15 protein-coding genes and 1 pseudogene are annotated in these 23,349 nt (G+C 68.6%); 11 read left to right on the top strand and 5 right to left on the bottom strand.

The window, feature by feature from the left end:
- Position 1 precedes the first annotated feature (1 nt).
- Entirely contained in the window at positions 2-700 is a 699-nt protein-coding gene (locus HUA76_RS40030; RefSeq protein ID WP_141649295.1) for a general secretion pathway protein GspE, read from the bottom strand.
- 169 nt (positions 701-869) lie between these two features.
- On the opposite strand from HUA76_RS40030, the gene HUA76_RS40025 reads away from it, so the two are divergent.
- Positions 870-1,703 (top strand): hypothetical protein, encoded by an 834-nt coding sequence (locus HUA76_RS40025; RefSeq protein ID WP_174458356.1) that lies wholly within the window; start codon positions 870-872, stop codon positions 1,701-1,703.
- A gap of 26 nt (positions 1,704-1,729) precedes the next feature.
- Here the strand turns inward: HUA76_RS40025 and HUA76_RS40020 are convergent, their stop codons facing one another.
- Positions 1,730-2,977, bottom strand: a complete 1,248-nt coding sequence (locus tag HUA76_RS40020) for an SLC13 family permease (RefSeq protein WP_141649094.1) — start codon at positions 2,975-2,977, stop codon at positions 1,730-1,732.
- Between the two features lie 90 nt (positions 2,978-3,067).
- Here HUA76_RS40020 and HUA76_RS40015 point away from each other — a divergent pair, with 90 nt between their 5' ends.
- From HUA76_RS40015 to HUA76_RS40005, 3 genes are all read left to right on the top strand, one after another.
- Positions 3,068-5,485 carry a DEAD/DEAH box helicase gene (locus tag HUA76_RS40015; RefSeq protein ID WP_254614780.1) on the top strand — a complete coding sequence of 806 codons (2,418 nt, stop codon included), beginning with the start codon at positions 3,068-3,070 and terminating at the stop codon, positions 5,483-5,485.
- 15 nt (positions 5,486-5,500) lie between these two features.
- Entirely contained in the window at positions 5,501-7,021 is a 1,521-nt protein-coding gene (locus HUA76_RS40010; protein ID WP_174463853.1) for a ribonuclease H-like domain-containing protein, read from the top strand.
- A gap of 110 nt (positions 7,022-7,131) precedes the next feature.
- A complete protein-coding gene (locus tag HUA76_RS40005; RefSeq protein ID WP_141649092.1) occupies positions 7,132-7,614 on the top strand; it encodes a peptidylprolyl isomerase in 483 nt (160 codons plus the stop codon).
- Positions 7,615-7,722: 108 nt separating this feature from the next.
- Here HUA76_RS40005 and HUA76_RS40000 read toward each other — a convergent pair whose 3' ends face one another.
- From HUA76_RS40000 to HUA76_RS39990, 3 genes are all read right to left on the bottom strand, one after another.
- Positions 7,723-8,730, bottom strand: a complete 1,008-nt coding sequence (locus HUA76_RS40000; RefSeq protein WP_254614779.1) for a hypothetical protein — start codon at positions 8,728-8,730, stop codon at positions 7,723-7,725.
- Between the two features lie 59 nt (positions 8,731-8,789).
- Positions 8,790-9,692, bottom strand: coding sequence for a bile acid:sodium symporter family protein (locus HUA76_RS39995; protein ID WP_141646594.1), 903 nt, complete (start codon positions 9,690-9,692; stop codon positions 8,790-8,792).
- 213 nt (positions 9,693-9,905) lie between these two features.
- Positions 9,906-11,531, bottom strand: a complete 1,626-nt coding sequence (locus HUA76_RS39990; RefSeq protein WP_174463852.1) for a M28 family metallopeptidase — start codon at positions 11,529-11,531, stop codon at positions 9,906-9,908.
- A gap of 150 nt (positions 11,532-11,681) precedes the next feature.
- On the opposite strand from HUA76_RS39990, the gene tesB reads away from it, so the two are divergent.
- From tesB to HUA76_RS39955, 7 genes and pseudogenes are all read left to right on the top strand, one after another.
- Positions 11,682-12,557 (top strand): acyl-CoA thioesterase II, encoded by an 876-nt coding sequence (tesB, locus tag HUA76_RS39985; RefSeq protein WP_141646592.1) that lies wholly within the window; start codon positions 11,682-11,684, stop codon positions 12,555-12,557.
- Between the two features lie 142 nt (positions 12,558-12,699).
- A complete protein-coding gene (locus tag HUA76_RS39980; protein ID WP_174463880.1) occupies positions 12,700-13,395 on the top strand; it encodes a glutamine amidotransferase in 696 nt (231 codons plus the stop codon).
- A gap of 260 nt (positions 13,396-13,655) precedes the next feature.
- Positions 13,656-14,180 (top strand): PDC sensor domain-containing protein, encoded by a 525-nt coding sequence (locus HUA76_RS39975; protein ID WP_254614778.1) that lies wholly within the window; start codon positions 13,656-13,658, stop codon positions 14,178-14,180.
- 18 nt (positions 14,181-14,198) lie between these two features.
- Positions 14,199-16,091: a methyl-accepting chemotaxis protein gene (locus HUA76_RS39970; RefSeq protein WP_174463850.1), complete on the top strand. Its 1,893-nt coding sequence runs from the start codon at positions 14,199-14,201 to the stop codon at positions 16,089-16,091.
- A gap of 145 nt (positions 16,092-16,236) precedes the next feature.
- Positions 16,237-18,633 carry a hypothetical protein gene (locus HUA76_RS39965; protein ID WP_174458362.1) on the top strand — a complete coding sequence of 799 codons (2,397 nt, stop codon included), beginning with the start codon at positions 16,237-16,239 and terminating at the stop codon, positions 18,631-18,633.
- A gap of 177 nt (positions 18,634-18,810) precedes the next feature.
- The gene (locus HUA76_RS39960; RefSeq protein WP_217440841.1) at positions 18,811-21,174 is read left to right on the top strand and encodes a hypothetical protein; all 2,364 of its coding nucleotides are present in this window, start codon (positions 18,811-18,813) and stop codon (positions 21,172-21,174) included.
- A gap of 217 nt (positions 21,175-21,391) precedes the next feature.
- A pseudogene (locus tag HUA76_RS39955) lies at positions 21,392-23,349 on the top strand (endopeptidase); the annotation flags it as partial.

The following is a 23,349-nucleotide window of genomic DNA, read 5'->3' as shown; positions in this document are numbered from 1 at the left end:
TTCAGCGCACCTTGGCCAGGTAGTCGTCGCGGGTGACCAGCCCCCGCGTCTCCAGCAGCTCCAGCATGGCCCTTAACGAGCGCGCCTGCTGAGCGACCATGCGCTCCAGGTCCGCGACCTGCTGCGTGAGGATATCCACGCGCTGCGTGAGTTCGCTCTCCCGGACGGGTGCCGGCGTTTGACTGGCCGTCGAGCGCGACGCGCCCGCCATCTCCATCGGCTCCGAGGGTGGCGCCAGCTCGAAGGTCTGCTCGTCGAGATTGAACGACAGCGGCGACGCCGTCGCGGAGGTGATTTCCCCGTGGTAGTGGCGGCGGATGGCTCGCTCGATGGACGACGCGGCGGCCACCACCACCTGGATGCGCTGGCCCGTGTGGAAGGCCAGCTCCTGGAGGGACTCCACATTCGTCGGGTCCGAGGTGGCCACCGTCAGCAGCTTGTTGGCGGGGTCTGCCGCGGTCGGGAAGACGGTGTAGCGCTCGGCGATATCCGCGCGCAGCGCCTGGAGGGCCACGGACGAGGGCGCCAGGCCATCCAGCTCCACCGTTGGAATGGAGAGCTGGCGCGAGAGCGCGTGGACCATGGAGCTCTCGTCCACGAAGCGCATCTGTACCAGCGTCAGGCCCAGCCGTCCGCCCCACTTGCGCTGCTCGGCGAGCGCGGAGCGCAGCTGGGTCTCCGTCAAGAGGCCGGCGTCCATGAGGATTTCCCCGAGCCGGCGCTTGCGGCCAGGGGGCGAAGGCGGGGGTGCCACGGAAGAAGGATTCACCCCCCCAGCATACCAGTGGCCGGGGACGTCCGGCCCCCGAGGAGCCTGCCGAGAGGTGGGGAAGGGGCGGGCACCCCCGCAATGGGGTAAATGTCAGGGCATGACGCGAAGCCTCCTCCCGTTTCTCACGCTGGCGCTCGTCGCCGGCTGTGCGTCGCAACGGCTGGCCGGCGCGGACCTGGACCGCGTGCGCCGCCCTGCGTTCATCTCCCGCATCGAGGACGGCGCGGGACCTCGCAGCTTCGTATTCCGTGAAGACGCCGCATACGGCGACAAGCTCAAGAAACTCGAGCCCGTGGAAGCGGACCGACGGCTCACGGTGAAGCTCCAGCAGGCGGTGACGCGCTTCGAAATCTCGGAGCGGCTGCGAGTGAATACGCTGACGCAGCTGCCGCGCGAGGCGCCGTGGACGGCGACGGTGGACCCGGCGCGCGTCGCTTCGGTGCTGGAGAGCTTCCTGGTGGAGGAAGTCCCGGCGAACGCGCCGGACTACGACATGGTGGCGCCGCTGGGCGCGGACACCGTCGTCGAGTTCGTCGTGCAGGAGTACGGCATGCGCAGCAAGAAGGGCCACGCGGGTGCCTTCCTGCGCGGGTACGGGCGGATGTTCACGTTGGATGGGCGCTCGGAGGTGTGGCGACACCCGTTCTCGGTGGACCAGGTGGAGTCCGGCGCCGCGCACCTGGACCCGTTCAAGGTGGGCAAGGACCCCGACCTCTTCCGCCAGGCGATGACCCTCATGCTGGACCAGGTGGCGCTGGACTTCGTGAAGGACCTGACGCCGAGAGACAGGCGCGGGGGCCCGACCCTGCCCGACCACCCCATCTCTTCATCGCCGGACAATGTCGCGCCGGTGATGGTGGAGCCCCCGAAGCCGCCCGAGTCGGACCTGGCCCCGGGTGAGCTGCCGGACCCCGACCCGGACCCGACCTAGCGTCGGCGCGGCACTCCAGGGCGGCCCTAGAAGAGGGCGTGCTCCAGGAGGAGCACGGCGAGCCCGACCACGAAGCTGATGAGCGTGACGGGCACCCCCACGCGCAGGTAGCGCAGGAAGCTCATGTCCACCTTCTCGCGCGCCGCCTCGAAGACGATGAGGTTGGCGACGCTGCCCACCAGCGTGAGGTTGCCCGCGAGCGTGGAGCCCAGCGCCAGTACATGCCAGCCGAGCTCCACGTTCTGGAGCGCGGGCACCCATGAGCGCGCGAGCATGACGAAGGGCACGTTGCTGAAGATGTTGGACGCCACCAGCGTCAGCCCCGCGAAGCCCAGCGTCTCCCTCCACGAGGGCCCCGTCATCAGCGGCGCGAACAGCAGGCGGATGTCCTCCGCCCAGCCGTCCTTGTTCACGCCGTAGACGACGACGAAGAGGCTGGCGAAGAACAGCAGCAACACCCAGTCCACGCGCTCCAGCGCCTCGCGAGGCTCCCTTCGGGACAGGGCCATGACCAGCGCGGCGCCCGCGAGCGCGCTCCAGCTCATGGGCAGTCCCGCGAAGAAGGCCACGACGACGCCCGCCATGACGGTGAGCGTCAGCGCCAGCAGCCCCCGGTCCACCGGCGGTGGCGGAGGATGGGGCTCGAAGCGCGTCGACGTCAGCTCCTTGCGGAAGATGAAGACGAGCGCGCCCGCGACGATGACCGTCGACAACAGCGCGGGCAGGGCCATGTACGCGGCGAAGCTCGCATACGAGATTCCCGACGCGCCCTGGATGAGCATGTTCTGCGGATTGCCGGTGAAGGTGGCCACCGAGCCGCTGTTGCTGCCCATGCACACCGCGAGCAGGTAGGGCACGGGCGGCAGGCGCGCGTCCTCCACCGTGGCGAGCACCAGGGGCGTGAGCATCAAGCACACGGTGTCGTTGACGAGGAAGGCGGACAGCGCCGCGGAGATGAACGTCACCGCCAGCAACAACAGCCGAGGCGTGCGAGCCCGCCGCACCGCCCACGCGCCCGCCGTGCGGAAGAAGGCCGCCTGGGACATGTAGGCCGCCAGCAGCATCATCCCGAGCAGCAGGACGATGGTGTCCGCGTCGATGGCGTGTCGTGCGGGGTTCTCGCTGTGGTTGAAGACCTCGGCGGGAGTGACGACCCCGAGGACGACCATCAGCACGGCGCCCAGGAGCGCGCCTCCAGGGCGGTCCAGCTTGATGAAGGGGAGCCGGGCGCCGGCGATGAAGACGTAGGTGAACAGGAAGATGGCGAGGGCCACGGGCGGCGCACCCTAGCCGAGCGCCGTCCCTCGCGCCCTGGGCGCGTTCGCGTTGTCCGGGCGGGTACACGCCTGTACAGTGCCCGACCCATGAAGTTCGAGAAGGAAGAAGGGGCCTTTGGTGGCCCCCGCCGCACCCCCTGGAACGCCCCCCGGGGCCTGGACACCGTGCTTCAGCAGTGGAAGGCGGACAGGGGGCTGGGGCCCTGCTTCTCGCTCGACGAGGCGACGCCCGCCCGGGTGGGCTCCTTCGCCCCCATCCCCGACGAGGTGGCCCCCCAGGTTCGCGAGGCCCTTCGCCAGCGGGGTGTCGATCAGCTCTTCTCCCATCAGGCCGAGGCCTTCCGCCTGGCCCGCGCCGGCAAGAACCTGGTCATTGCGACACCAACGGCCTCCGGCAAGAGCCTCTGCTACAACCTGCCGCTGTTGGATCGCTTCGCGCGGGAGCCGCAGGCACGGGCCCTGTACCTGTTTCCCACCAAGGCGCTGTCGAGAGACCAGGAAGAGTCCCTGCGCGCATTCATGCGCGAGGCGGGGCTGTCCCACGGCGCCATCACCTTCGACGGCGACACACCGGCGGATGCGCGGCGAGCGGCTCGGGAGCGCGGGGGCGTCCTGCTCACCAACCCGGACATGCTGCACACGGGCATCCTCCCGCATCACGCGAGCTGGGCACGCCTGTTCTCCAACCTGCGCTACGTCGTCATCGACGAGCTGCACACGTACCGCGGTGTCTTCGGCTCGCATCTGGCCAACGTCCTGCGCCGGCTTCGACGCGTGGCGCGCTTCCATGGCTCGGATCCGGTGTTCATCGCGGCCTCGGCCACCATCGGCAATCCCCAGGCACATGCACGGCGGATGCTCGGGACTGACGTCGAGCTCGTCTCGGAGAGCGGCGCCCCGTCCGGAGAGCGGCGGGTCATGGTCTTCAACCCGCCCGTGGTCAACGCGGAGCTGGGCATCCGCGCCAGCTACCTGAAGACGTCGGTGCGTCTGACGGCGGACCTGGTGCGCGCGGGCGTGTCCACGCTGCTGTTCGGCCAGTCGCGCAACAACATCGAGGTGATGCTCAAGTACCTGCGGGACAGGTTCGTCGAGGAGAAGTTGGACCCGTCGCTCATCCAGGGCTACCGGGGCGGCTACCTGCCGGGCACGCGCAGGGCCACGGAGGCGGCGCTGCGCGCGGGCGACGTGCGCTGTGTCGTCGCCACCAACGCGCTGGAGCTGGGCATCGACATCGGCTCGCTGGATGCGGTGGTGTGCGCGGGCTACCCGGGCTCGGTCGCCGCGCTGATGCAGCGCTTCGGTCGCGCGGGGCGTCGAGGCGCGGGCAGCCTGGCCCTGCTCGTGACGTCGAGTGCCCCGTTGGACCAGTACCTCGCGGCCGACCCGCGCTTCCTCACCGGCGCGCCGGTGGAGCACGCGCGCATCGACCCGGACAACGTGGAGATTCTCGTCCAGCACCTCAAGTGCGCCTCCTTCGAGCTGCCCTTCGAGGAGGGCGAGCCCTTCGGGGACGTGCCGCCGGAGTCCACGGCGGAGGCGCTGGGGTTCCTCGCGCAGCACGAGGTGGTGCATCCGACGGCCGGGGAGGGTGGCCGGCGCGTGTTCCACTGGTCTTCGGATGCGTACCCGGCCAACCACGTGTCCCTGCGCAGCGTGGGCTGGGACAACGTCGTCATCATCGAGCGCGGCACGGACCGGACGCTGGCGGAGATGGACTTCCGCTCGGCGCACACGATGCTGCACGAGCAGGCCATCTACCAGCACGAGGGCGAGCAGTATCAGGTCGAGCAGTTCGACTACGACAACCACAAGGCCTTCGTCCGCAAGGTGGCGCCGGACTACTTCACGGACGCGATGACGTACGTGCGCGTGAATGTCATCCAGGAGGACCAGAGCGCGCCCATGGGCCCGGAGCTCCAGGCCGGCATGGGCGAGGTGAGCGTCATCGAGAAGGTGGTGGGCTACAAGAAGATCAAGTACCACACGCATGAGAACGTCGGTTACGGCGACGTGGCGCTCCCGGAGATGCAGATGCACACCACGTCGCTCTGGCTGACGGTGCCGGAGTCGGTGGTGCGCTCGATGAACTCACCGCGCCCGGCCGTCATCGACGCGCTCCGGGGCGTGGCCACCGCGCTGCGGACCGTGGCGTGCGTGGGGTTGATGATCGACCCGAGGGACGTGGGCAAGACGCTCGGCAGCCGCGACGACGCGGACGGGCCTCCGCGCAAGGACGGTGGCGTGGGGTTCGACCCCACCATCTTCCTCTACGACAACGTGCCCGGCGGCGTGGGGCTGGCCGCGCGGCTCTTCGACCAGCGGGACGAACTGCTCGTGCGCGCGCGGCGCCTGCTGGAGTCCTGTGCCTGCGAGGAGGGTTGCCCCGCCTGCATCGGTCCCGCCTCGGGCGTCATGCCCGGACAGGCTCCGGTGGATCCGCATCCGCGCAAGCGACTGGGGCTGGAGCTCCTGTCGGTGCTCGGCATCGCGGGCGTGCAGTAGACGGAGACCCGGCGCGTGGACCTCAAGCGAAAGCTGGCGCGACTGACGGGGGTAGGCCCGGGAGGCAAGCCCGCGACGAATCGCGTGGCCACGCTGCCCGAGCCTCCTCCTCGCGCGGAGGACCTGGCGCGAGTCGATGGGCCGCCTGTCACGCCCGTCGATGGTGTGACCTCGGAGGCTTCGTCACCCACAAGTCCGGCCGAAGACGTCGCGGCCACGGCGCGGCGAGGTGTCCCGGAGGCTCCGTCGAGCACCGAGCCCTCCACTCCGAAGGACCCTCGCATCGAGGCCCTCCGGCGGATGCTCGCGGACTGGTCCGAGCGTCAGGGGCAGACGGCCGCGCGCCGGGGCCCGGCTCCCGCGAAGCCTCGTCCGGGCCCGCTTCCCGTGGTGCCCCAGGAGACGCCGCACGGGACGGTCCACGTGTCGGAGACCCTGCTGTCCCCGGAGCATCGGCATGGCACCGCGCCCGTGGCCGGGGCGCTGGATGTCGAGGGAGCCCTGGTCGCCCGGCTCGCGCTGCACGAGGAACTGGCGGGGGTGGACTTCCAGCGGATGCTCTTCCTGGACACGGAGACCACGGGGCTCGCCGGCGGCACCGGCACCGTGCCCTTCCTCGTGGGGCTCGCGTGGTTCGAGGGCCGCTCGCTGCGCGTCCACCAGCTCTTCCTGCGCAAGCTGGGCGAGGAGGCTCCCATGCTGCGCGTGCTCGCCGCGCGCATGGCCATGTCGTCGTGCCTGGTCACCTTCAACGGCAAGAGCTTCGACTGGCCGCTCTTGCGCACGCGCTTCGTGCTCAACCGCGTCGCGACGCCCCCGGAGCTGCCGCACCTGGACCTGCTGCACTGCGCTCGCCGCGTCTTCAAGCACCGGGGGGCGGGTACGCGCCTGGTCCACGTGGAGGAGCAGGTGCTCGGACACCGCCGCGTCGACGACGTGGACGGCTCGCTGATTCCGGAGCTGTACTTCCGCTATCTGCGCGGCGGGGACGGCTCGGCGCTGACGCCCGTGCTGGAGCACAACGCCAACGACCTGCTCCTGTTGGCCGCGCTCCTGGGAGAACTGGTGCGCCGCTTCCGGGCAGGGGACGGCACCGCCGTGCTCCCTGGTGAGGACCCTCGGGACCTCCTGGGCTTCGCGGGAGTCGCGCTCCGGGCGGGAGACCACGCTCGGGCGCGGGCCTTCGCCCAGGCGGCGACCGGTGGCTCCGGCACGGTGGGTGTGGAGGCCCATGCCCTGGCATCCCGGCTGGCCCGCATGGCGGGGGAGCCCCTCGTCGCGGCCGAACACCTGCTCCAGGCACTGGTCACGGCTCGGGGATTCCAGGCGGCGACGCTGCACCTGGAGCTCACCAAGCTGTACGAGCACTCCCTCAAGGACCTCGCGGGCGCGCTGAGCCACGCGCGCTTGTCGGCGGCGGCGGAGTTGCCGGAAGACCACCGGCGCCGCATCGTTCGTCTGGAGGGTCGCATCGAGCGGAGTACTCGGAGCCGCGCGCTGGACCTGAGTGCCCGACCACCGCGCTCAGGCCCCTGAAAACCCTTGCGTCCGGTTTCGGGCGAGTGGGCTCGCTCCCATGCCCACCCGCAGGTCGACCGAGCACATGATGGGAGCGTTGGACCCCGGCCTGCGCTAAGAGAGGCGCCATGAAAATCACGAAGGACAGTGTCGTCTCCATCGACTTCCGGCTCCACCTTGGCGATGGGAAGATGGTGGACGAGAGCGAGCCTGGAGATCCGCTCGTCTATCTGCAGGGCCACGAGGAGGTCGTCCCCGGTCTGGAGAAGGCCCTGGAGGGCAAGGCCAAGGGGGACTCCCTGTCAGTGGTCATCCCCCCCGAGGATGGTTACGGGCCGCATGACCCCGAAGGCATCGAGGAAGTTCCCCGGGGAGAGTTCCCGGAGGGGCTGGAGCTGACCGAGGGCGGCATCCTGACCGCCACGGACCCCGAGGGGGACGAGGTGGACTTCCTCATCAAGGAGATTCGCGGCGACACCGTGGTGGTGGACTACAATCACCCGCTCGCCGGCAAGACGCTGCACTTCGACGTCACCGTGCGCGAGGTCCGCGCCGCGACGGCCGAGGAGCTGGAGCACGGCCACGCGCACGGCCCGGACGACGCCCACTGACAACCCGGGCGGGAAGGACGGGCCTTCCGGTCCTTGCTTCCCACCCGTTCCGCGAGGCCACGCGGTGTGGCCTCGCGAGCGGTTCCTGCCCGGCGCGGCTGGGACGACTCAGCGCCCGCCCAGCAGGTCCGAGTTGAAGGCGAACCCGAGGAGCATGAACGGCATGGCCTCCTGCCGGCTCGGGTGCTTCAGGTACCAGGCCACCATGCCGAGCACCGTGGGGCGGTTGAACATGGTCCCCTCGTCGGTGTTGAAGGCATACGAGGCGACCGGCCCCACGCGCATGTGGCTGTTGTCGACGGTGGTGTTGCCGGAGACGCCCTGGTCCTCGTTGTAACGAGGCCAGACGGCGCTGAAGCGCGCCCCCACCATCCACTGCCCGGACAGGTAGACGACGTCCGAGTCGTTGGTGAAGACCCAGCCCTTGCCGGCCAGGAGCGAGTCCAGCATCGGGTCGTAGAACGTCGTCGCGCCATCGCGCAGCGTCAGGTTCCAGTACTCCAGGCTGAACTTGGCGCGCACCGCGATGGGGCCGACCTTCGCCTGGAGCGTCGGCTCCACCAGGAAGTGGTGGCCGCTGGTGCTGTAGGCGTTGTCCTCGCGCAGGTCCAGGGCGTCATCCGAGAAGTCCTGCAGCGGGTTCGGATACGACTGGAGGAAGCCCATGGTGCCCAGGAAGCGCGTGTACTCGTAGCTGGCGCGCACGTTGAGCAGGGCGATGGGCTGGATTTCGAACTGCGGGCCCACCTTGAGCGAGGCGGGGTTGGCCTTGATGAGGGCCGCGGCGTTGACGAACGTGTCGCGCATCACCGGCGACTCGCTGTCGAACAGCCGCTTCTGGATGACCAGGCGGTTCTGTGTCTCCAGGCCAATGGGGTTGACGCGGAAGAGGTTGAAGCTCGTCAGGTACAACCGGACGTTGGGGATGGGGCGGGGCAGGGGAAGCGGGGACGGCTGATTGGCCGGCGTGACCTCCGGTGGCTGCGGCGTACCCGGCGTCGGAACGTCCGACGGGGTGGGGGTGGCGGCGCTGGGCTGCTGCGCGGCTGCGGGAGACACCAGGCCCAGGCTCAGGCAGAGCGTGCAAAAGGACAGCGATAGACGCTTGAGCATCATCTCGACACTTCCTCGGGAGTGAGGGGGGACCGCGGCGAGGCAGACCGCGGCTCAGCGGTTCAAGAACGACTGGGAGAGGCTTCGGGACTCGTCTGTTCGTCCGTGTGGCGACGCGTCACCGCGTAGCCGAAGATGGCCGCCGTGAAGTACATGACGATGCTGTAGATGGCCGGAGGGATGGCCATGGTCGCGTTGCCGAGCAGCAGCGGACTCATGGCGATGGTCATCGCGAGGATGCCGTTGTGGATGCCAATCTCCATGCCGATGGCCACGGCCTGACGACGCGGCAGGCGGAACAACAGCGGCGTGACGTAGCCGATGGCCATGCTCAGCACGTTGAAGCTCAGCGCGGCCAGCCCCACCTGCTTGAAGTACGCGCCGATGTGCGCGCGCTCCTGGTAGACGGCGGCGGCGATGACGACCGCCAGGAACGCGGCGGACATCAGACGGATGGGCTTGTCCAGGGACTGGGCGATGCCCGGCTTGCGCGAGCGGATGAGCATGCCGATGCTCACCGGGCCCAGCACGATGATGAAGACCTGGAGCACCTTGGAGAACTGCATGGGGACCGCGCGGTCCTCCCCCATGAAGTGCATCAGTGACAGGTTGACGATGAGGGGCAGGGTGACGAGCGTCAGCGCGCTGTTCACCGCCGTCAGCGTGATGTTGAGGGCGACGTCACCGCGGGCCAGGTGGCTGAAGAGGTTCGCCGTCGCTCCTCCAGGAGACGCCGCGAGCAACATCAGCCCCACCGCCAGCTCGGGTCCCAGGCCGAAGGCATGGGCGATGAGCGCGCAGCCGGCGGGAAGCACCAGCATCTGGCACACGAGCCCCACAATCACCGCTCGCGGGTAGACGATGACGCGCTTGAAGTCCGCGAGCGTCAGCGACAGTCCCAGGCCGAGCATGATGACGGCCAACGACAGTGGAATCAGTACCGCGGTGAATACGTTTGACTGCATTCGCCCCCCGCCAATTTTCGGGCGTTTCGTCGCCCGCGCCGCGCTGATGTCTCAAGTGCAATCAAGCGTGGCGCAAACGGGTGTCTCGCTTCAAGCCACCCCCTGGCGATTTGCGACGACGCGCACTCGGCCATGACGCCGGGCGTCATTCATTGTCACATCGATGGAAAGCTACACCTGTACGCGTGTTACCAGGGCCATGCGGGGATGGTGTCACGGATTGCTCAGGGGGGTGTCCTGTTTGCCATCCGGGGTGTTGGTGCGCGCGAAGCGGCGGAAGAAGCTGTCGTCGTTCCAGCGCGGTCGCTCGGGCGCGTTGGCCACGGTGCGCGTCAGGTCGGTGAGCAGCTGGACGAACTTGATGGCGCCGTCCTTGTGGATGGGCTGGCGCAGGTCGTCCGAGGGGGCGTGGTAGTGGCGCGTGTACCAGTCCTTGAAGGTGCGCTCCTCGGGGGAGCCCGGCGCGTAGCCGAACTTGAAGGACAGGGCTGGCACGCCCTGGCGGATGAAGGCGTACTGGTCGCTGCGGATGAAGGTCATGCTGCTCGGGTTGGGGTCGGGCTGGAGCTTCACGCCGTGCGCCGTGGCGACCTCCCGCAGGGGCGCGAGCAGCGTCGATTCGTCCTGGCCGTAGGCCACCACGCGGGTGAAGTCGAACAGCGGCAGGAACATGTCCAGGTTGAAGTTCGCGACGATGGCGTCGCGGGGCACGGTAGGGTGCGCGGCGAAGTAGCGCGAGCCGATCAGCCCCTTCTCCTCACCCGTCACCAGCACGAAGAGGATGGAGCGCTGGGGCTTCTGGGCCTGGAGCGCGCGGGCCACCTCCAGCACGGCGGCCACGCCCGTCGCGTTGTCCATGGCGCCGTTGTAGATGGCGTCGCCGTTGATGGGCGCTCCCACGCCCACGTGGTCCAGGTGCGCGGTGAGGACGACGTACTCCCTGGCCAATACCGGGTCGCTGCCCGGAAGCACGCCCACGACGTTGACGGACGTCACGGGAGTGGAGACCCACTCGGCGCTCGACTGGAGGCGCGTGGGCAGCTCGAAGCGCGGCAGCGGCTTGCTCGCATCCGCCAGCGCGAGCAGCTCCTTGAACGAGTGCGGGCTTCCGGTGAACAGCTTCTCGGCGTGCTCCGGGTTGAAGGAGACGCTCACCTGGAGGCCGGACGTGTCGTCCAGCGAGGTGTCCGCGAAGTTCATCGCCGGCTGGAGGCGCGACAGGGCGGAGCGGGACCAGGGCGTCTCCATGTTCTTCGGATTCAGGAGCACCACGGCGCCCACGGCGCCCGCCTTCTTCAGCGCCTTGACCCGCTCCGCCGCGGAGCTGTGGTGGGCCCGCAGGGGGCCGGGGATGTGAGCGGGGCCTCCGTAGATGAAGACGGCCAGCTTGCCCTGGAGGTCCACGCCCGCGAAGTCGTCATGGTTCGCCTCCGGGATGGAGAGGCCATGGCCCACGAATACCAGGGGGGCGTCCAGCTGACCCGACTCGCCCTGGCGCGGGGAGATGAGGGCCTCGCGACCGACGACGAGCGGCGTGCGCTTGCCCTCGCGAACCAGCGTCAGCCGCGAGCGCGCATCCACCAGTCGCCGCGACACCAGCGCCACCTCCTGGAGGTAGCCCTCGCCAGCGCCGGGCTTCACGCCGAGGCCCGCCAACTGCTCGGCCACGTACGCCGCGGCCTCGCGGTGGCCTTCGCTGCCCGTGTCGCGGCCTCGCAGGCGGTCGTCCGCGAGGAACTGGACGTGGCTCCACCAGCGCTTCACCTCGGGGGATGGCTCCGCGGCGGGGGCCAGCGACGGCAGCAGCAACAGCGAGGTCAGCAGGACGGAACGGGGCAAGGGAGCGCTCGCGGGAAGAGGGGAGACTGTTTCCTCAACGGCCGGCGGAGCATGCCATTCCTTCCGTGCCCGGCCAGGGCGTCCTCCGGCGCACGGCGGGCTCACGCGGGGCGAGACAGGCGCGGCCGGGGTCGGCTAGGAGGGGCCTCCATGAGCCGAGTCCTGGACGAGCTGCTGGAGCTCCTCAAGCTGGAGGTCATCGAGGAGAATCTGTTTCGCGGGAGGAGCCAGGACCTGGGCTTCCGCCAGCTCTTCGGTGGGCAGGTGCTGGGGCAGGCGCTGTCGGCGGCCAGCCAGACGGTGGAGCCCGCGCGGCATGTCCACTCGCTGCATGGCTACTTCCTGCGCCCCGGCGACGCGAGCCTTCCCGTCGTCTACACGGTGGACCGGGTGCGCGACGGCGGCAGCATCAGCACGCGGCGCATCGTCGCCATCCAGAAGGGACAACCCATCTTCACGATGATGGCGTCCTTCCACGGAGACGAGGTCGGTTACGCGCACCAGGCCCCCATGCCGGACGTGCCGCCCCCGGAGAGCCTGCCCACGGACCTGGAGCTGCTGCTGCGTCAGGCGGACAGGATTCCGGCGCGGCTGCGCGAGAAGATCCTCTGCGACAAGCCCATCGAGATGCGGCCGGTGGCGTACATGGACCCGTTCAATCCGGTGCCGGACGAGCCGCGCAAGGCGGTGTGGATTCGCGCCGACGGCGAGCTTCCGGAGGACCCCCAGGTCCACAAGTACGTGCTGGCGTACGCGTCCGACTTCAACCTCATCAGCACCGTGCTGCTGCCGCACGCGGCCAGCTTCTTCCAGCCGCAAGTCATCGGCGCGAGCCTGGACCACGCCCTCTGGTTCCATGGTGACCTGAAGGTGAATGACTGGCTGCTCTACGTCATGGACAGCCCGTGGGCGGGCAACGCGCGAGGCCTGGCGCGAGGCTCCGTCTACACGCGCGACGGACGCCTCGTCGCCTCCGTGGCGCAAGAGGGACTGCTGCGCATCCTCAAGGGCGACAAGGCGAAGTAGCGCGGGGGGCCACCGCTCCGTGAGTGACTCGCGCAGTGATTGCCGCGCGGGGCAGGTCGCGAGCGACGACGTGCGGCACACGCGCCTCGCCCTCGGGATTCCAGGTAGGCTCCGCGCGACGGTGGACACGGAGGTCGTGACGATGCGCGCGGTGGTGTACCAGCACGAGGAGCACGAGGGCGTGGGACTTCTGGGGCCGGCGCTGACGAAGGCGGGCTTCACCCTCGTCAACCGCTTCCGCTCCGCGCGTCACGACGACGTGGACGCGGAGCTGGTGGTGGTGATGGGCGGCCCCATGGGCGTCTACGAGGCGGACCAGCACCCGTTCCTGCGCGAGGAGCTGGCCATCCTCCGCGAGCGACTGGCCAACGAGCGCCCGTCTCTGGGCATCTGCCTGGGCGCGCAGTTGCTCGCCGACGCGGCGGGCGCCGAGGTCTTCGCGGGAAAGAATGGCTTCGAGGTGGGCGTGGGCCCGGTGCGTTGGTCCGCGGAGGGCGTGCGAGACTCCGTCATCGCCGGCGTGCGTCCCCGCACTGTCGTCGCGCACTGGCATGGTGACACGTACAAGGCCGTGCCCGGCGCCACGCTGCTGGCCTCCACGGACCGCTACGTGCAACAGGCCTTCCGGCTGGGCTCGTCGTTCGGTTTCCAGTTCCATCTGGAGCTGACGGCTCGGGAGATGGGGCGCTGGCTGGAGCTGGGCGCGGAAGACCTTCGCCAGCGCGGCAAGGACCTCGCGGAGCTGAAGGCGCAGCTGCCCAAGCTGGAGTCCGCCGAGCGGGAGAACACCGAGCTGCTCCAGCGGCTCGCGGAGCACTTCGCTCAAACAGTGCGCTGAGGCTCTCGCCGCGCCCTCCGACAGCGCGGCACCTCGTGAGGACCTGGAAATTCGCGGAGGAGCTGGGGGCTTTGCCCCTGGGTCCAGATGGCTCCAAGCGAGCGGGTTCGGACCTGGAGGGTGAGGGCCCCTCTGCCTTCCTGTCTCACGGGTGATGTCTCATTCATGTATCGTCTGGCGAATCCGCCGGCGCAGAGGGGGAAGTCAGTCTCGCCGATACAGCGTGCGGATGCGTTGAGGTGGGGATGTGTTGTTTCGGCATGATGCTCACGGTGCTCGCGGGGATGCCCCCGGACGGCATCGCGCAGCTCGAGAAGGTGGAGCGGCTGATGCCGGCGCTCCAGCGGATGGCCGTGGACCCGGAGCTGGTTCAGGCGGTGCTCGCCCAGAACTCGCGCGGGGCTTCACTGGTTTCCATTCGCGCGGATGATGACGCGTGGCTCGCCACTCCGGCGATGACGCCCTTCAAGCAGCGCGTGCTCGACGCCGCCTGTTCACGGGTGCTTGCTCGCCACCGCACCTCCCTGGGCCGCGACAAGGTGGCGGAGGCGTTCGTGATGGATCGCCAGGGCGCGCTGGTGGGCGCCACGCGGCGGACGTCCGATTACTGGCAGGGTGACGAAGACAAGTTCCGGGTGCCGTTCAAGCAGGGGCGGGTGCTGCGCGAGCACCCCTTCTTCGACGAGTCCTCGCAAGCCTACGTCATCCAGGTCTCCCTTCCTGTCCGCGACCGTGGCCGTGTCATCGGCGCCGTCACCGTCGGACTCTCCCTGCTGGACCTCTGAAGACTCACGCGGACCGCCATGCGCCTGCTCGACGCCCTCTCCCTCCGCACCCGCCTGACGCTGGCGGTCTCCCTGCTCACGCTCTTCGCGTTGCTGCCACTCAACATCCTCGGCCGGCTCTTCATCTCCGACAACCTGCAGGAGCAGATACACGCGACCTTGAGGGTGGAGGCCCAGGGCCTCAGGGACCTCGTCGAGTCCACACTGGCGGAGCGCGAGGCGAACGCCCGGAGCTGGTCGGAGGACGCCATCCTCCGAGGCGCGCTGCTCTTCGACACCTTCGACAAGAGCGACGCGGTGCTCGTTGCCCTGGAGAAGCGTCATCCGACCTTCGCGGGCCTCGTGCTCTTCACCGAGGACGGCCGCGCCGTGTCCGCCAGCGAGGCGCGGCTGCGCAAGGCCTACGAGGGACACGAGGGCGAGGTGCGCGCCTCCGGCTGGTTTCGCGCCGCGCTGAACGGGACGCTGGACACCACGGGCTTCACGAAGGTGGACCCGTTCTTCGAGCGGACGGTGCTGCCGCTCGCGGTGCCCGTGCTGAGCCCCATCAGCGGCGCGCGCATCGGCGTGCTCCTGGCCGCCTACGAGTGGAGCCAGGTGGGGCAGGTGGTGGCCCCCGCGCTGGAGCGCTCCCGGGCCCGAGGCCAGCGGAGCTTCGCCCTGGAGATCCTCGGCGCGGACGGCATGAGCCTCTTCGACACGCACGAGCGCGACCTCTCGCGTCCCGACGACGTCGTCCGCGTGGAGTCCATCAACGAGAACTCGGTCCGTGACGTCGGCGATGGCTGGCGCTTCGTGGCCACGGTGGACCCGGAGGACGCCTACGCCCCGCTGGAGCAGGCGAGCAGGGGGGCCATCGCCCTGACGGTGCTCTCGCTCGTCGTCGCGGGCGTGGGGGGCTGGCTCCTGGCGCGCGGAGCCACCGGCCCCATCGCCCGGCTGAGCGAAGTGGTGGGCCGCGTCGTGCGCGAGGGCGACCTCACCCAGCAGGTGGAGGTGTCCAGCCGCCGCGACGAGGTGGGGCAGTTGGCCGCTTCCTTCTCCCAGATGATGGAGCACCTGCGCGAGTCCACGCGTGGCCTCCAGCAGGGCACCAAGGTGCTGGGGCAGACGGTGGCGGAGCTCACCGCCGCCGCCGCGCAGCAGGAGCGCACCCTGACGAAGCAGGCCGCGGCCCTCCAGGAGACGCAGGTGACGGCCCAGGAGATCAAGCAGACGTCACTGATGGCCGCCGAGCGCTCCCAGGCCGTGCTTGGCGTCACCGCGCGAGCCCGCGAGGTGGGGCGCTCCGGCGAGGCTACCGTCTCCGCGAGCCTCCAGGGATTCGAACAACTGCGCGAGCAGGTGGGCCGCGTGGCCGACAGCATCTCCGCCCTCAACGAGCGCACCCAACAGATTGGCGGAATCACCCAGACGGTGAAGGACCTGGCGGACCAGTCCAACATGCTCGCGCTCAACGCGGCCATCGAGGCCGTTCGCTCCGGCGAGCATGGCAAGGGCTTCGGCGTGGTGGCGCGCGAGATTCGCAGCCTCGCGGACCAGTCCATCACCTCCACTGCCCGCGTGCGGGAGATCCTCGAGGACATCCGCCAGTCCATCCAGGGATCCGTCACGCTGGCCGTGCAGAGCCAGGGCAGCGCTGAAACCGGATTGGACCAGGTCCGTGCCAGCGGCGACAGCCTCCGCGAGCTGACCGGCATCATCCAGGACAACGCCTCCGCCGCTCAGCAGATCGCCGCCGCCGTGACGCAGCAGAACGCCGGCGTCGCCCAGATCTTCATCGCCGTGACGGACCTGTCCCGGATGATGGAAGAGTCCATGCAGGGTTTGCAGAGCGCTCAGCGGATTACCGCGTCGCTGCGTGACGTGGCCGCGCGGATGGAGACGGTGGCGGCCACATACCGCGTCTAGTCATTGTTGAGGGGGTAACACTCGCAGTGGTTTGCGGGAGCGCACTCCAAGTAAACATGAATTATGCGCAACCCGGGGATTCCTGGAGCCATTCCGGTTCCCTGGAGTCCCCGTTCCGTTGGTCCTTCATCTGAAGGAGCACCGCATGCGCAGCGTCGTGAAAGCCGCCGTATTCATGGCAGTGATGGCGACGTCCCAGGCGTGGGGATTCGACCCCCCCGCCGCACCCCCCAAGGGCTCACTGGCGAGCCAGGCGTTCTTCAAGCCTGAGCTGTCGCTGGCCAGTGGTCAGGTGCCTCTGAACGAGGCCCTGCCCAAGCTGAGCCCCGATGTGGCGAAGGTCTGGGACGACTTCTTCGCTCGTAACGGGAACAACTTCGAGATCTACGTCGACTCCGTCACGGGTACCGCAGCAAACATCCAGGGCGCCATTCCGCTCATCCCGGGCAATGGCGTGGGCAACAAGCTGACGCTGGGCAGCCTGGGCAGGCAGCTCGGGCGTTCGGTGGACAAGGTGGATGGCGGCGTCGTCGCCGACCTCGTCTACAAGTTCGTGGAAGCCAACCGCGACGCGGTGGGCGTGGACATGCTCCAACTGGGCCAGGCCCGGGTGGATCAGATCACCCCGGACCTATGGCAGGTCTCCATCGTCCAGCAGCACCAGGGCATCCCCGTCCGGTATGGACGGCTGGCGGCCACCATCAGTCACGGTAACCTGATTCTGCTGGGTACCGAGTCGTGGACGAACGTGGGGCTCTCGCCCATGCCGCTGGTGGACGCGGACCGGGCGATGGTCGTCGCGCACGAGCGCTTCGGCCTCTACGAGAGCCCGGCCGACGTCTGGCAGGCGCCCAAGCTGGAGGTCGCGCCGGTCTCCGTTCCGGGCGCGGGCTTCGGCAAGGGCATGGGCCACCAGCTCGTGTGGACGTACGGCTTCCAGCTCCAGAACGAGAGCGAGCGCTGGAAGGTGACGGTGGATGCCGCCACCGGTGACGTGCTCGCACTGGAGGACGACAACCACTACTTCGACCAGTCGGTGAAGGGCGGCGTCTACCCGTTCACCAACACGGGTTCGCCCCCGGGTTGCCCGGCGGGCTCGTTCTGCGGCGTCCTGCAGCCCAACTACCCCATGCCCTGGGCCAACGTCGGGACGAACGTCTTCACGGACGGCTACGGCGTTTACGACTACACGGCCGGGACGACGACCACGACACTCGCGGGCCGCTACATCCGGATCGTCGACACGTGCGGCGCCATCAGCGGCACCGGCACGGGCAACATCAACTTCGGGAACGGAACCGTCACGTGCCCCACGCCCACGAGCGGCAACACCGCGGCGACCCGCAGCGCGTTCTATGAGCTGAACCGCATCAAGGAGCTGGCCCGTGGCTGGCTGCCCACCAACGCGTGGCTGCAGGCGTCCATGACGGCCAACGTCAACATCAACAACACCTGCAACGCCTTCTGGAACGGCTCCACGGTCAACTTCTACCGCAGTGGTGGTGGCTGCCGGAACACGGGTGAGATTGGCGCCGTGTTCGACCACGAGTGGGGCCACGGCATGGACGACAACGACACGGCCGGCACGTTGAGCAACTCCAGCGAGGCCTACGCCGACATCGCGTCCATGTACCGCCTGCCGTTCAACCCCGCCGCCACTCCCACCAGCGGCCAGTCTCCCGCGTCGTGCGTGGGCTACGGCTTCTTCCAGACCCTCAACAATGGTTGCGGCATGACGGCGGATGGGACGGGTTACAACGTGAACGAGGCGCAGGCGGGGGCCGCGTGGTGCGCGACCAACTGCTCGGGTGTCCGCGACGCTGACTACGCGGCCCACAACCCGCCGACGCCCACCACGCCGCAGAACTTCGTCTGCCCCCGCTGCTCCACCGGCACGGGGCCGTGCGGCCGGCAGACGCATTGCGCCGCGTCTCCGGTGCGTCAGGCGGCGTGGGACTTCATCGCCCGCGACCTGCGGTCCGCTCCGTTCAACTACGACTGGAACACGGCCCAGAACATCGGCAACAAGGTGTTCTACCAGGGCAGCGGCAACATCGGCTCGTGGCACGCCTGCAACTGCACCGCGGGCACGTCGGATGGCTGCGCGGCCACCAACGGCTACAAGCAGTGGCTGGCGGCGGATGACGACAACGGCAACATCAACGATGGCACGCCGCACATGACGGCCATCTACGCCGCGTTCAACCGTCACAACATCGCATGTGCCACGCCGGTGGCTGTGAACAGCGGCTGTACGGGTGGCCCGACGGCGGCGCCGACCGTTTCGGTGACGCCGGCCACGGGTCAGGTGTCGCTGAGCTGGGGCGCCGTCAGCGGCGCGACGCAGTACTGGGTGATGAAGTCCGACGGCATCAACGGCTGCACGTACGGCAAGGCCCGCGCGGCCACCGTGACGGGCACCAGCTACGTGGACACCGAGGTGCTCACCGGCCACAACACCTGCTACTCGGTGGTGGCCGCGGGCAGCAGCGCCGCCTGCTACGGCGCGTCCAGCACCTGCACCTGCGTGAGCCCGCTGTAGTCCGGCGGCTCACCGGGACATCACCGGCACGGCGGGAGCGCGCTGGAGTGGGGCGCTCCCGCGGTTGACGGCAAGTGGTTCCGAGGCGGCCTTCTCCATGGAGGCCGCCTCTTCATGCTGATTCCGTGTGACGCGAAGGAGCACGACATGCACAGCGTCGTGAAAGCCGCCGTATGTATGGCAGTGATGGCGACGTCCCAGGCGTGGGGATTCGACCCCCCCGCCGCACCCCCCAAGGGCTCACTGGCGAGCCAGGCGTTCTTCAAGCCTGAACTTTCACTGGCCAGTGGACAGGTGCCTCTGAACGAGGCCTTGCCCAGGCTGAGCCCCGACGTGGCGAAGGTCTGGGACGATTTCTTCGCTCGTAACGGGAACAACTTCGAGATCTACGTCGACTCCGTCACGGGTACCGCGGCAAACATCCAGGGCGCCGTTCCACTCATCCCGGGCAATGGCGTGGGCAACAAGCTGACGCTGGGCAGCCTGGGCAGGCAGCTCGGGCGTTCGGTGGACAAGGTGGATGGCGTCGTCGTCGTCGACCTCGTCTACAAGTTCGTGGAGGCCAACCGCGACGTGGTGGGCGTGGACATGCTCCAACTGGGCCAGGCCCGGGTGGATCAGATCACCCCGGACCTGTGGCAGGTCTCCATCGTCCAGCAGCACCAGGGCGTGCCGGTCCGGTATGGGCGACTGGCGGCCACCATCAGTCACGGTAACCTGATTCTGCTGGGCACCGAGTCGTGGGCCAACGTGGAGATTGCCCCCATGCCGCTGGTGGACGCGGACCGGGCGATGGTCGTCGCGCACGAGCGCTTCGGCCTCTACGAGAGCCCTGCCGACATCTGGCAGGCGCCCACGCTGGAGGTCGCGCCGGTCTCCATTCCGGGCGCGGGCTTTGGGAAGGGCATGGGCCACGAACTGGTGTGGACGTACGGCTTCCAACTCCAGGATGAGCATGAGCGCTGGAAGGTGACAGTGGATGCGGTCACCGGTGAAGTGCTCGCGCTTGAGGACGACAACCACTACGCCTCGGTCAACGGTGGTGTCTATCCGTACACCAACACGGGCGTGCCCTCGCCATGCACCGCGGGCTCGTTCTGCGGCTCGATGCAGCTGCGCTACCCCATGCCCTGGGCCGATGTCGCGCCGGGTGTCTTCGCGGATGGCTATGGGGTGTTCAGTCCTCCCCAAATCGCGACCACGACGCTGACGGGCCGCTACCTTCGCGTCGTTTCCACCTGTCCACTCAGCGTCAGCGCCACGGGCCCGGGGGGCGACATCTCTCTGGGGATAGTCGATGGTGTTTGCGGAACTCCCGACGGTGGAAACACCAGGGCGACCCGCACCGCGTTCTACGAGCTGAACCGCATCAAGGAACTCGCCCGTGGCTGGCTGCCCACCAATGCGTGGCTGCAGGCGTCCATGACGGCCAACGTCAACCTCAACAACACCTGCAACGCCTTCTGGAACGGCTCCACGGTCAACTTCTACCGCAGCGGCGGTGGCTGCCGGAACACGGGTGAGATTGGCGCCGTGCTCGACCATGAGTGGGGCCACGGCATGGACGACAACGACACGGCCGGCACGCTGAGCAACTCCAGCGAGGCCTACGGTGACATCGCGGCCATGTACCGCCAGCCGTTCAACCCCGCATCCACAGCGACCACCGGCAGGTCACCTGCCTCGTGCGTGGGGTACGGCTTCTTCCAGACCCTCAACAATGGTTGCGGGATGACGGCGGATGGGACGGGCTACAACGTGACCGAGGCGCAGACCGGGGCCGCGTGGTGCGCGACCAATTGCTCGGGCGTCCGCGATGCCGACTACGCGGTCCACAACCCGCCGACGCCCACCACGCCGCAGAACTTCGTCTGCACCCGCTGTTCCAACGGCACGGGCCCGTGCAGCCGGCAGGTGCATTGCGCCGGGTCTCCAGTACGTCAGGCGGCGTGGGACTTCGTCGCCCGCGACCTCCAGCTCCCTCCGTTCAACTACGACTGGAACACGGCGCAGAACATCGGCAACAAGGTGTTCTACCAGGGCAGTGGCAACGTCGGCTCATGGCACGCCTGCAACTGCACCGCGGGTACGTCGGATGGCTGCGGGGCCACCAACGGCTACAAGCAGTGGCTGGCAGCGGATGATGACAACGGCAACATCAACGATGGCACGCCGCACATGACGGCCATCCACGCCGCGTTCAGCCGCCACAACATCGCCTGTTCTACGCCCGCGCCGGTGAACAGCGGATGTACGGGTGGCCCGACGGCGGCGCCCACTGTCACCGTGATACCGACCGCTGAACAGGTCTCTCTGAGCTGGAGCCCCATCAGCGGCGCGACACAGTACTGGGTGATGAAGTCGGACGGCGTCAACGGCTGCACGTACGGCAAGGCGCGCGTCGCCACCGTGACGATCACCAGCTACGTGGACACCGAGGTGCTCACCGGCCACAACACCTGCTACTCGGTGATGGCCGCGGGCAGCAGCGCCGCCTGCTACGGCGCGTCCAGCACCTGCACCTGCGCGAGCCCGCTGTAGTCCATCGCGGCGCCCCAGGGCGTCGGCGCGGAGGGGGCACGCTGAAAAGGTGCTCCCCACCGTTGACGGCGCATTCATTCGAGGTGGCTTCCCTGCAGGAGAGGCCACCTCGTGGGTTCGCACTTCCGCACCTGGCCAATGATGCGTCCTGTTGGTCCTTCATCTGAAGGAGCACCGCATGCGCAGCGTCGTGAAAGCCGCCGTATGTATGGCAGTAATGGCGACGTCCCAGGCGTGGGGCTTCACCCCTCCCGCCACTCCTCCGAAGGGCTCCCTGGCGAGTCAGGCGTTCTTCACGCCTGAGCTGTCCTTGGCCAGTGGGCAAGTGCCGCTCAAAGAGGCCCTGCCCAAGCTGAGCCCGGATGTAGCGAAGGTCTGGGACGACTTCTTCGCTCGCAACGGGAACAACTTCGAGATCTACGTCGACTCCGTCACGGGTACCGCGGCGAACATCCAGGGCGCCGTTCCACTCATCCCGGGCAATGGCGTGGGCAACAAGCTGACGCTGGGCAGCCTGGGCAGACAGCTCGGGCGTTCGGTGGACAAGGTGGATGGCGTCGTCGTCGTCGACCTCGTCTACAAGTTCGTGGAGGCCAACCGCGCCGCGGTGGGCGTGGACATGCTCCAACTGGGCCAGGCCCGGGTGGATCAGATCACCCCGGACCTGTGGCAGGTCTCCATCGTCCAGCAGCACCAGGGCGTGCCGGTCCGGCATGGACGGCTGGCGGCCACCATCAGCCACGGTAACCTGATTCTGCTGGGCACCGAGTCGTGGACGAACGTGGCGCTCTCGCCCATGCCGCTGGTGGACGCGGACCGGGCGATGGTCGTCGCGCACGAGCGCTTCGGCCTCTATGAGAGCCCGGCCGCCGTCTGGCAGGCGCCCACATTGGAGGTCGCGCCGGTCTCCATTCCGGGCGCGGGCTTCGGCAAGGGCATGGGCCACCAGCTCGTGTGGACGTACGGCTTCCAGCTCCAGGGTGAGCATGAGCGCTGGAAGGTGACGGTGGATGCGGCTACCGGTGACGTGCTCGCGCTCGAGGACGACAACCACTACGCCTCGGTCAACGGCGGTGTCTATCCGTACACCAACACGGGCGTGCCCGCGACGTGTCCGGCGGGCTCGTTCTGCGGCGCGATGCAGCTGCGCTACCCCATGCCCTGGGCCGATGTCGCGCCGGGTGTCTTCGCCGATGGCCATGGAGTGTTCAGTCCTCCTCCTCCTCCCCAAATCGCGACCACGACGCTGACGGGCCGCTACCTTCGCGTCGTTTCCACCTGTCCGCTCAGCGTCAGCGTCACGGGCCCGGACGGCGATATCGCGCTGGGGACAGTCGATGGTGTTTGCGGAACTCCCGACGGTGGAAACACCAGGGCGACCCGCACCGCGTTCTACGAGCTGAACCGCATCAAGGAACTCGCCCGTGGCTGGCTGCCCACCAATGCGTGGCTGCAGGCCTCCCTGACGGCCAACGTCAACATCAACAACACCTGCAACGCGTTCTGGAACGGCTCCACGGTCAACTTCTACCGCAGCGGCGGTGGGTGCCGGAACACGGGTGAGATTGGCGGCGTGCTCGACCACGAGTGGGGCCATGGCATGGACGACAACGACACGGCCGGCACGCTGAGCAACTCCAGCGAGGCCTACGGTGACATCGCGGCCATGTACCGCCAGCCGTTCGACCCCGCGTCCACGGCGACCATCGGAAGGTCTCCTGGCTCTTGCGTGGGCTACGGCATCTACCTGACCTTCGCCACGGGCTGCGGCGCGACGGAGGATTTGACGGGCCGCCTCGTGAACGAGGCGCAGACGGGGGCCCCGTGGTGCGCGACCAACTGCTCGGGCGTCCGCGATGCGGACTACGCGGCCCACAACCCGCCGACGCCCACCACGCCGCAGAACTTCGTCTGCACCCGCTGCTCCATCGGCACGGGTCCGTGCGGCCGGCAGGTGCATTGCGCCGGGTCTCCAGTACGTCAGGCGGCGTGGGACTTCGTCGCCCGCGACCTCCAGCTCCCTCCGTTCAACTACGACTGGAACACGGCCCAGAACATCGGCAACAAGGTGTTCTACCAGGGCAGCGGCAACATCGGCTCGTGGCACGCCTGCAACTGCACCGCGGGCACGTCGGATGGCTGCGCGGCCACCAACGGCTACAAGCAGTGGCTGGC

Source organism: Myxococcus sp. CA056 (genome assembly GCF_013336715.1).
Classification (GTDB): domain Bacteria; phylum Myxococcota; class Myxococcia; order Myxococcales; family Myxococcaceae; genus Myxococcus; species Myxococcus llanfairpwllgwyngyllgogerychwyrndrobwllllantysiliogogogochensis.
Note: the sequence above shows the minus strand (reverse complement) of the source record. Positions and strands in the feature narration are given on the sequence as shown.

Excerpts from the sequence above, each read along its gene's own strand:
- HUA76_RS40030 (WP_141649295.1), bottom strand. The coding sequence starts at position 700 with ATGGACGCCGGCCTCTTGACGGAGACCCAGCTGCGCTCCGCGCTCGCC.
- HUA76_RS40025 (WP_174458356.1), top strand. The coding sequence starts at position 870 with ATGACGCGAAGCCTCCTCCCGTTTCTCACGCTGGCGCTCGTCGCCGGC.
- HUA76_RS40015 (WP_254614780.1), top strand. The coding sequence starts at position 3,068 with ATGAAGTTCGAGAAGGAAGAAGGGGCCTTTGGTGGCCCCCGCCGCACC.
- HUA76_RS40005 (WP_141649092.1), top strand. The coding sequence starts at position 7,132 with ATGAAAATCACGAAGGACAGTGTCGTCTCCATCGACTTCCGGCTCCAC.
- HUA76_RS40000 (WP_254614779.1), bottom strand. The coding sequence starts at position 8,730 with ATGATGCTCAAGCGTCTATCGCTGTCCTTTTGCACGCTCTGCCTGAGC.
- HUA76_RS39995 (WP_141646594.1), bottom strand. The coding sequence starts at position 9,692 with ATGCAGTCAAACGTATTCACCGCGGTACTGATTCCACTGTCGTTGGCC.
- tesB (WP_141646592.1), top strand. The coding sequence starts at position 11,682 with ATGAGCCGAGTCCTGGACGAGCTGCTGGAGCTCCTCAAGCTGGAGGTC.
- HUA76_RS39980 (WP_174463880.1), top strand. The coding sequence starts at position 12,700 with ATGCGCGCGGTGGTGTACCAGCACGAGGAGCACGAGGGCGTGGGACTT.
- HUA76_RS39975 (WP_254614778.1), top strand. The coding sequence starts at position 13,656 with ATGATGCTCACGGTGCTCGCGGGGATGCCCCCGGACGGCATCGCGCAG.
- HUA76_RS39970 (WP_174463850.1), top strand. The coding sequence starts at position 14,199 with ATGCGCCTGCTCGACGCCCTCTCCCTCCGCACCCGCCTGACGCTGGCG.
- HUA76_RS39965 (WP_174458362.1), top strand. The coding sequence starts at position 16,237 with ATGCGCAGCGTCGTGAAAGCCGCCGTATTCATGGCAGTGATGGCGACG.
- HUA76_RS39960 (WP_217440841.1), top strand. The coding sequence starts at position 18,811 with ATGGCAGTGATGGCGACGTCCCAGGCGTGGGGATTCGACCCCCCCGCC.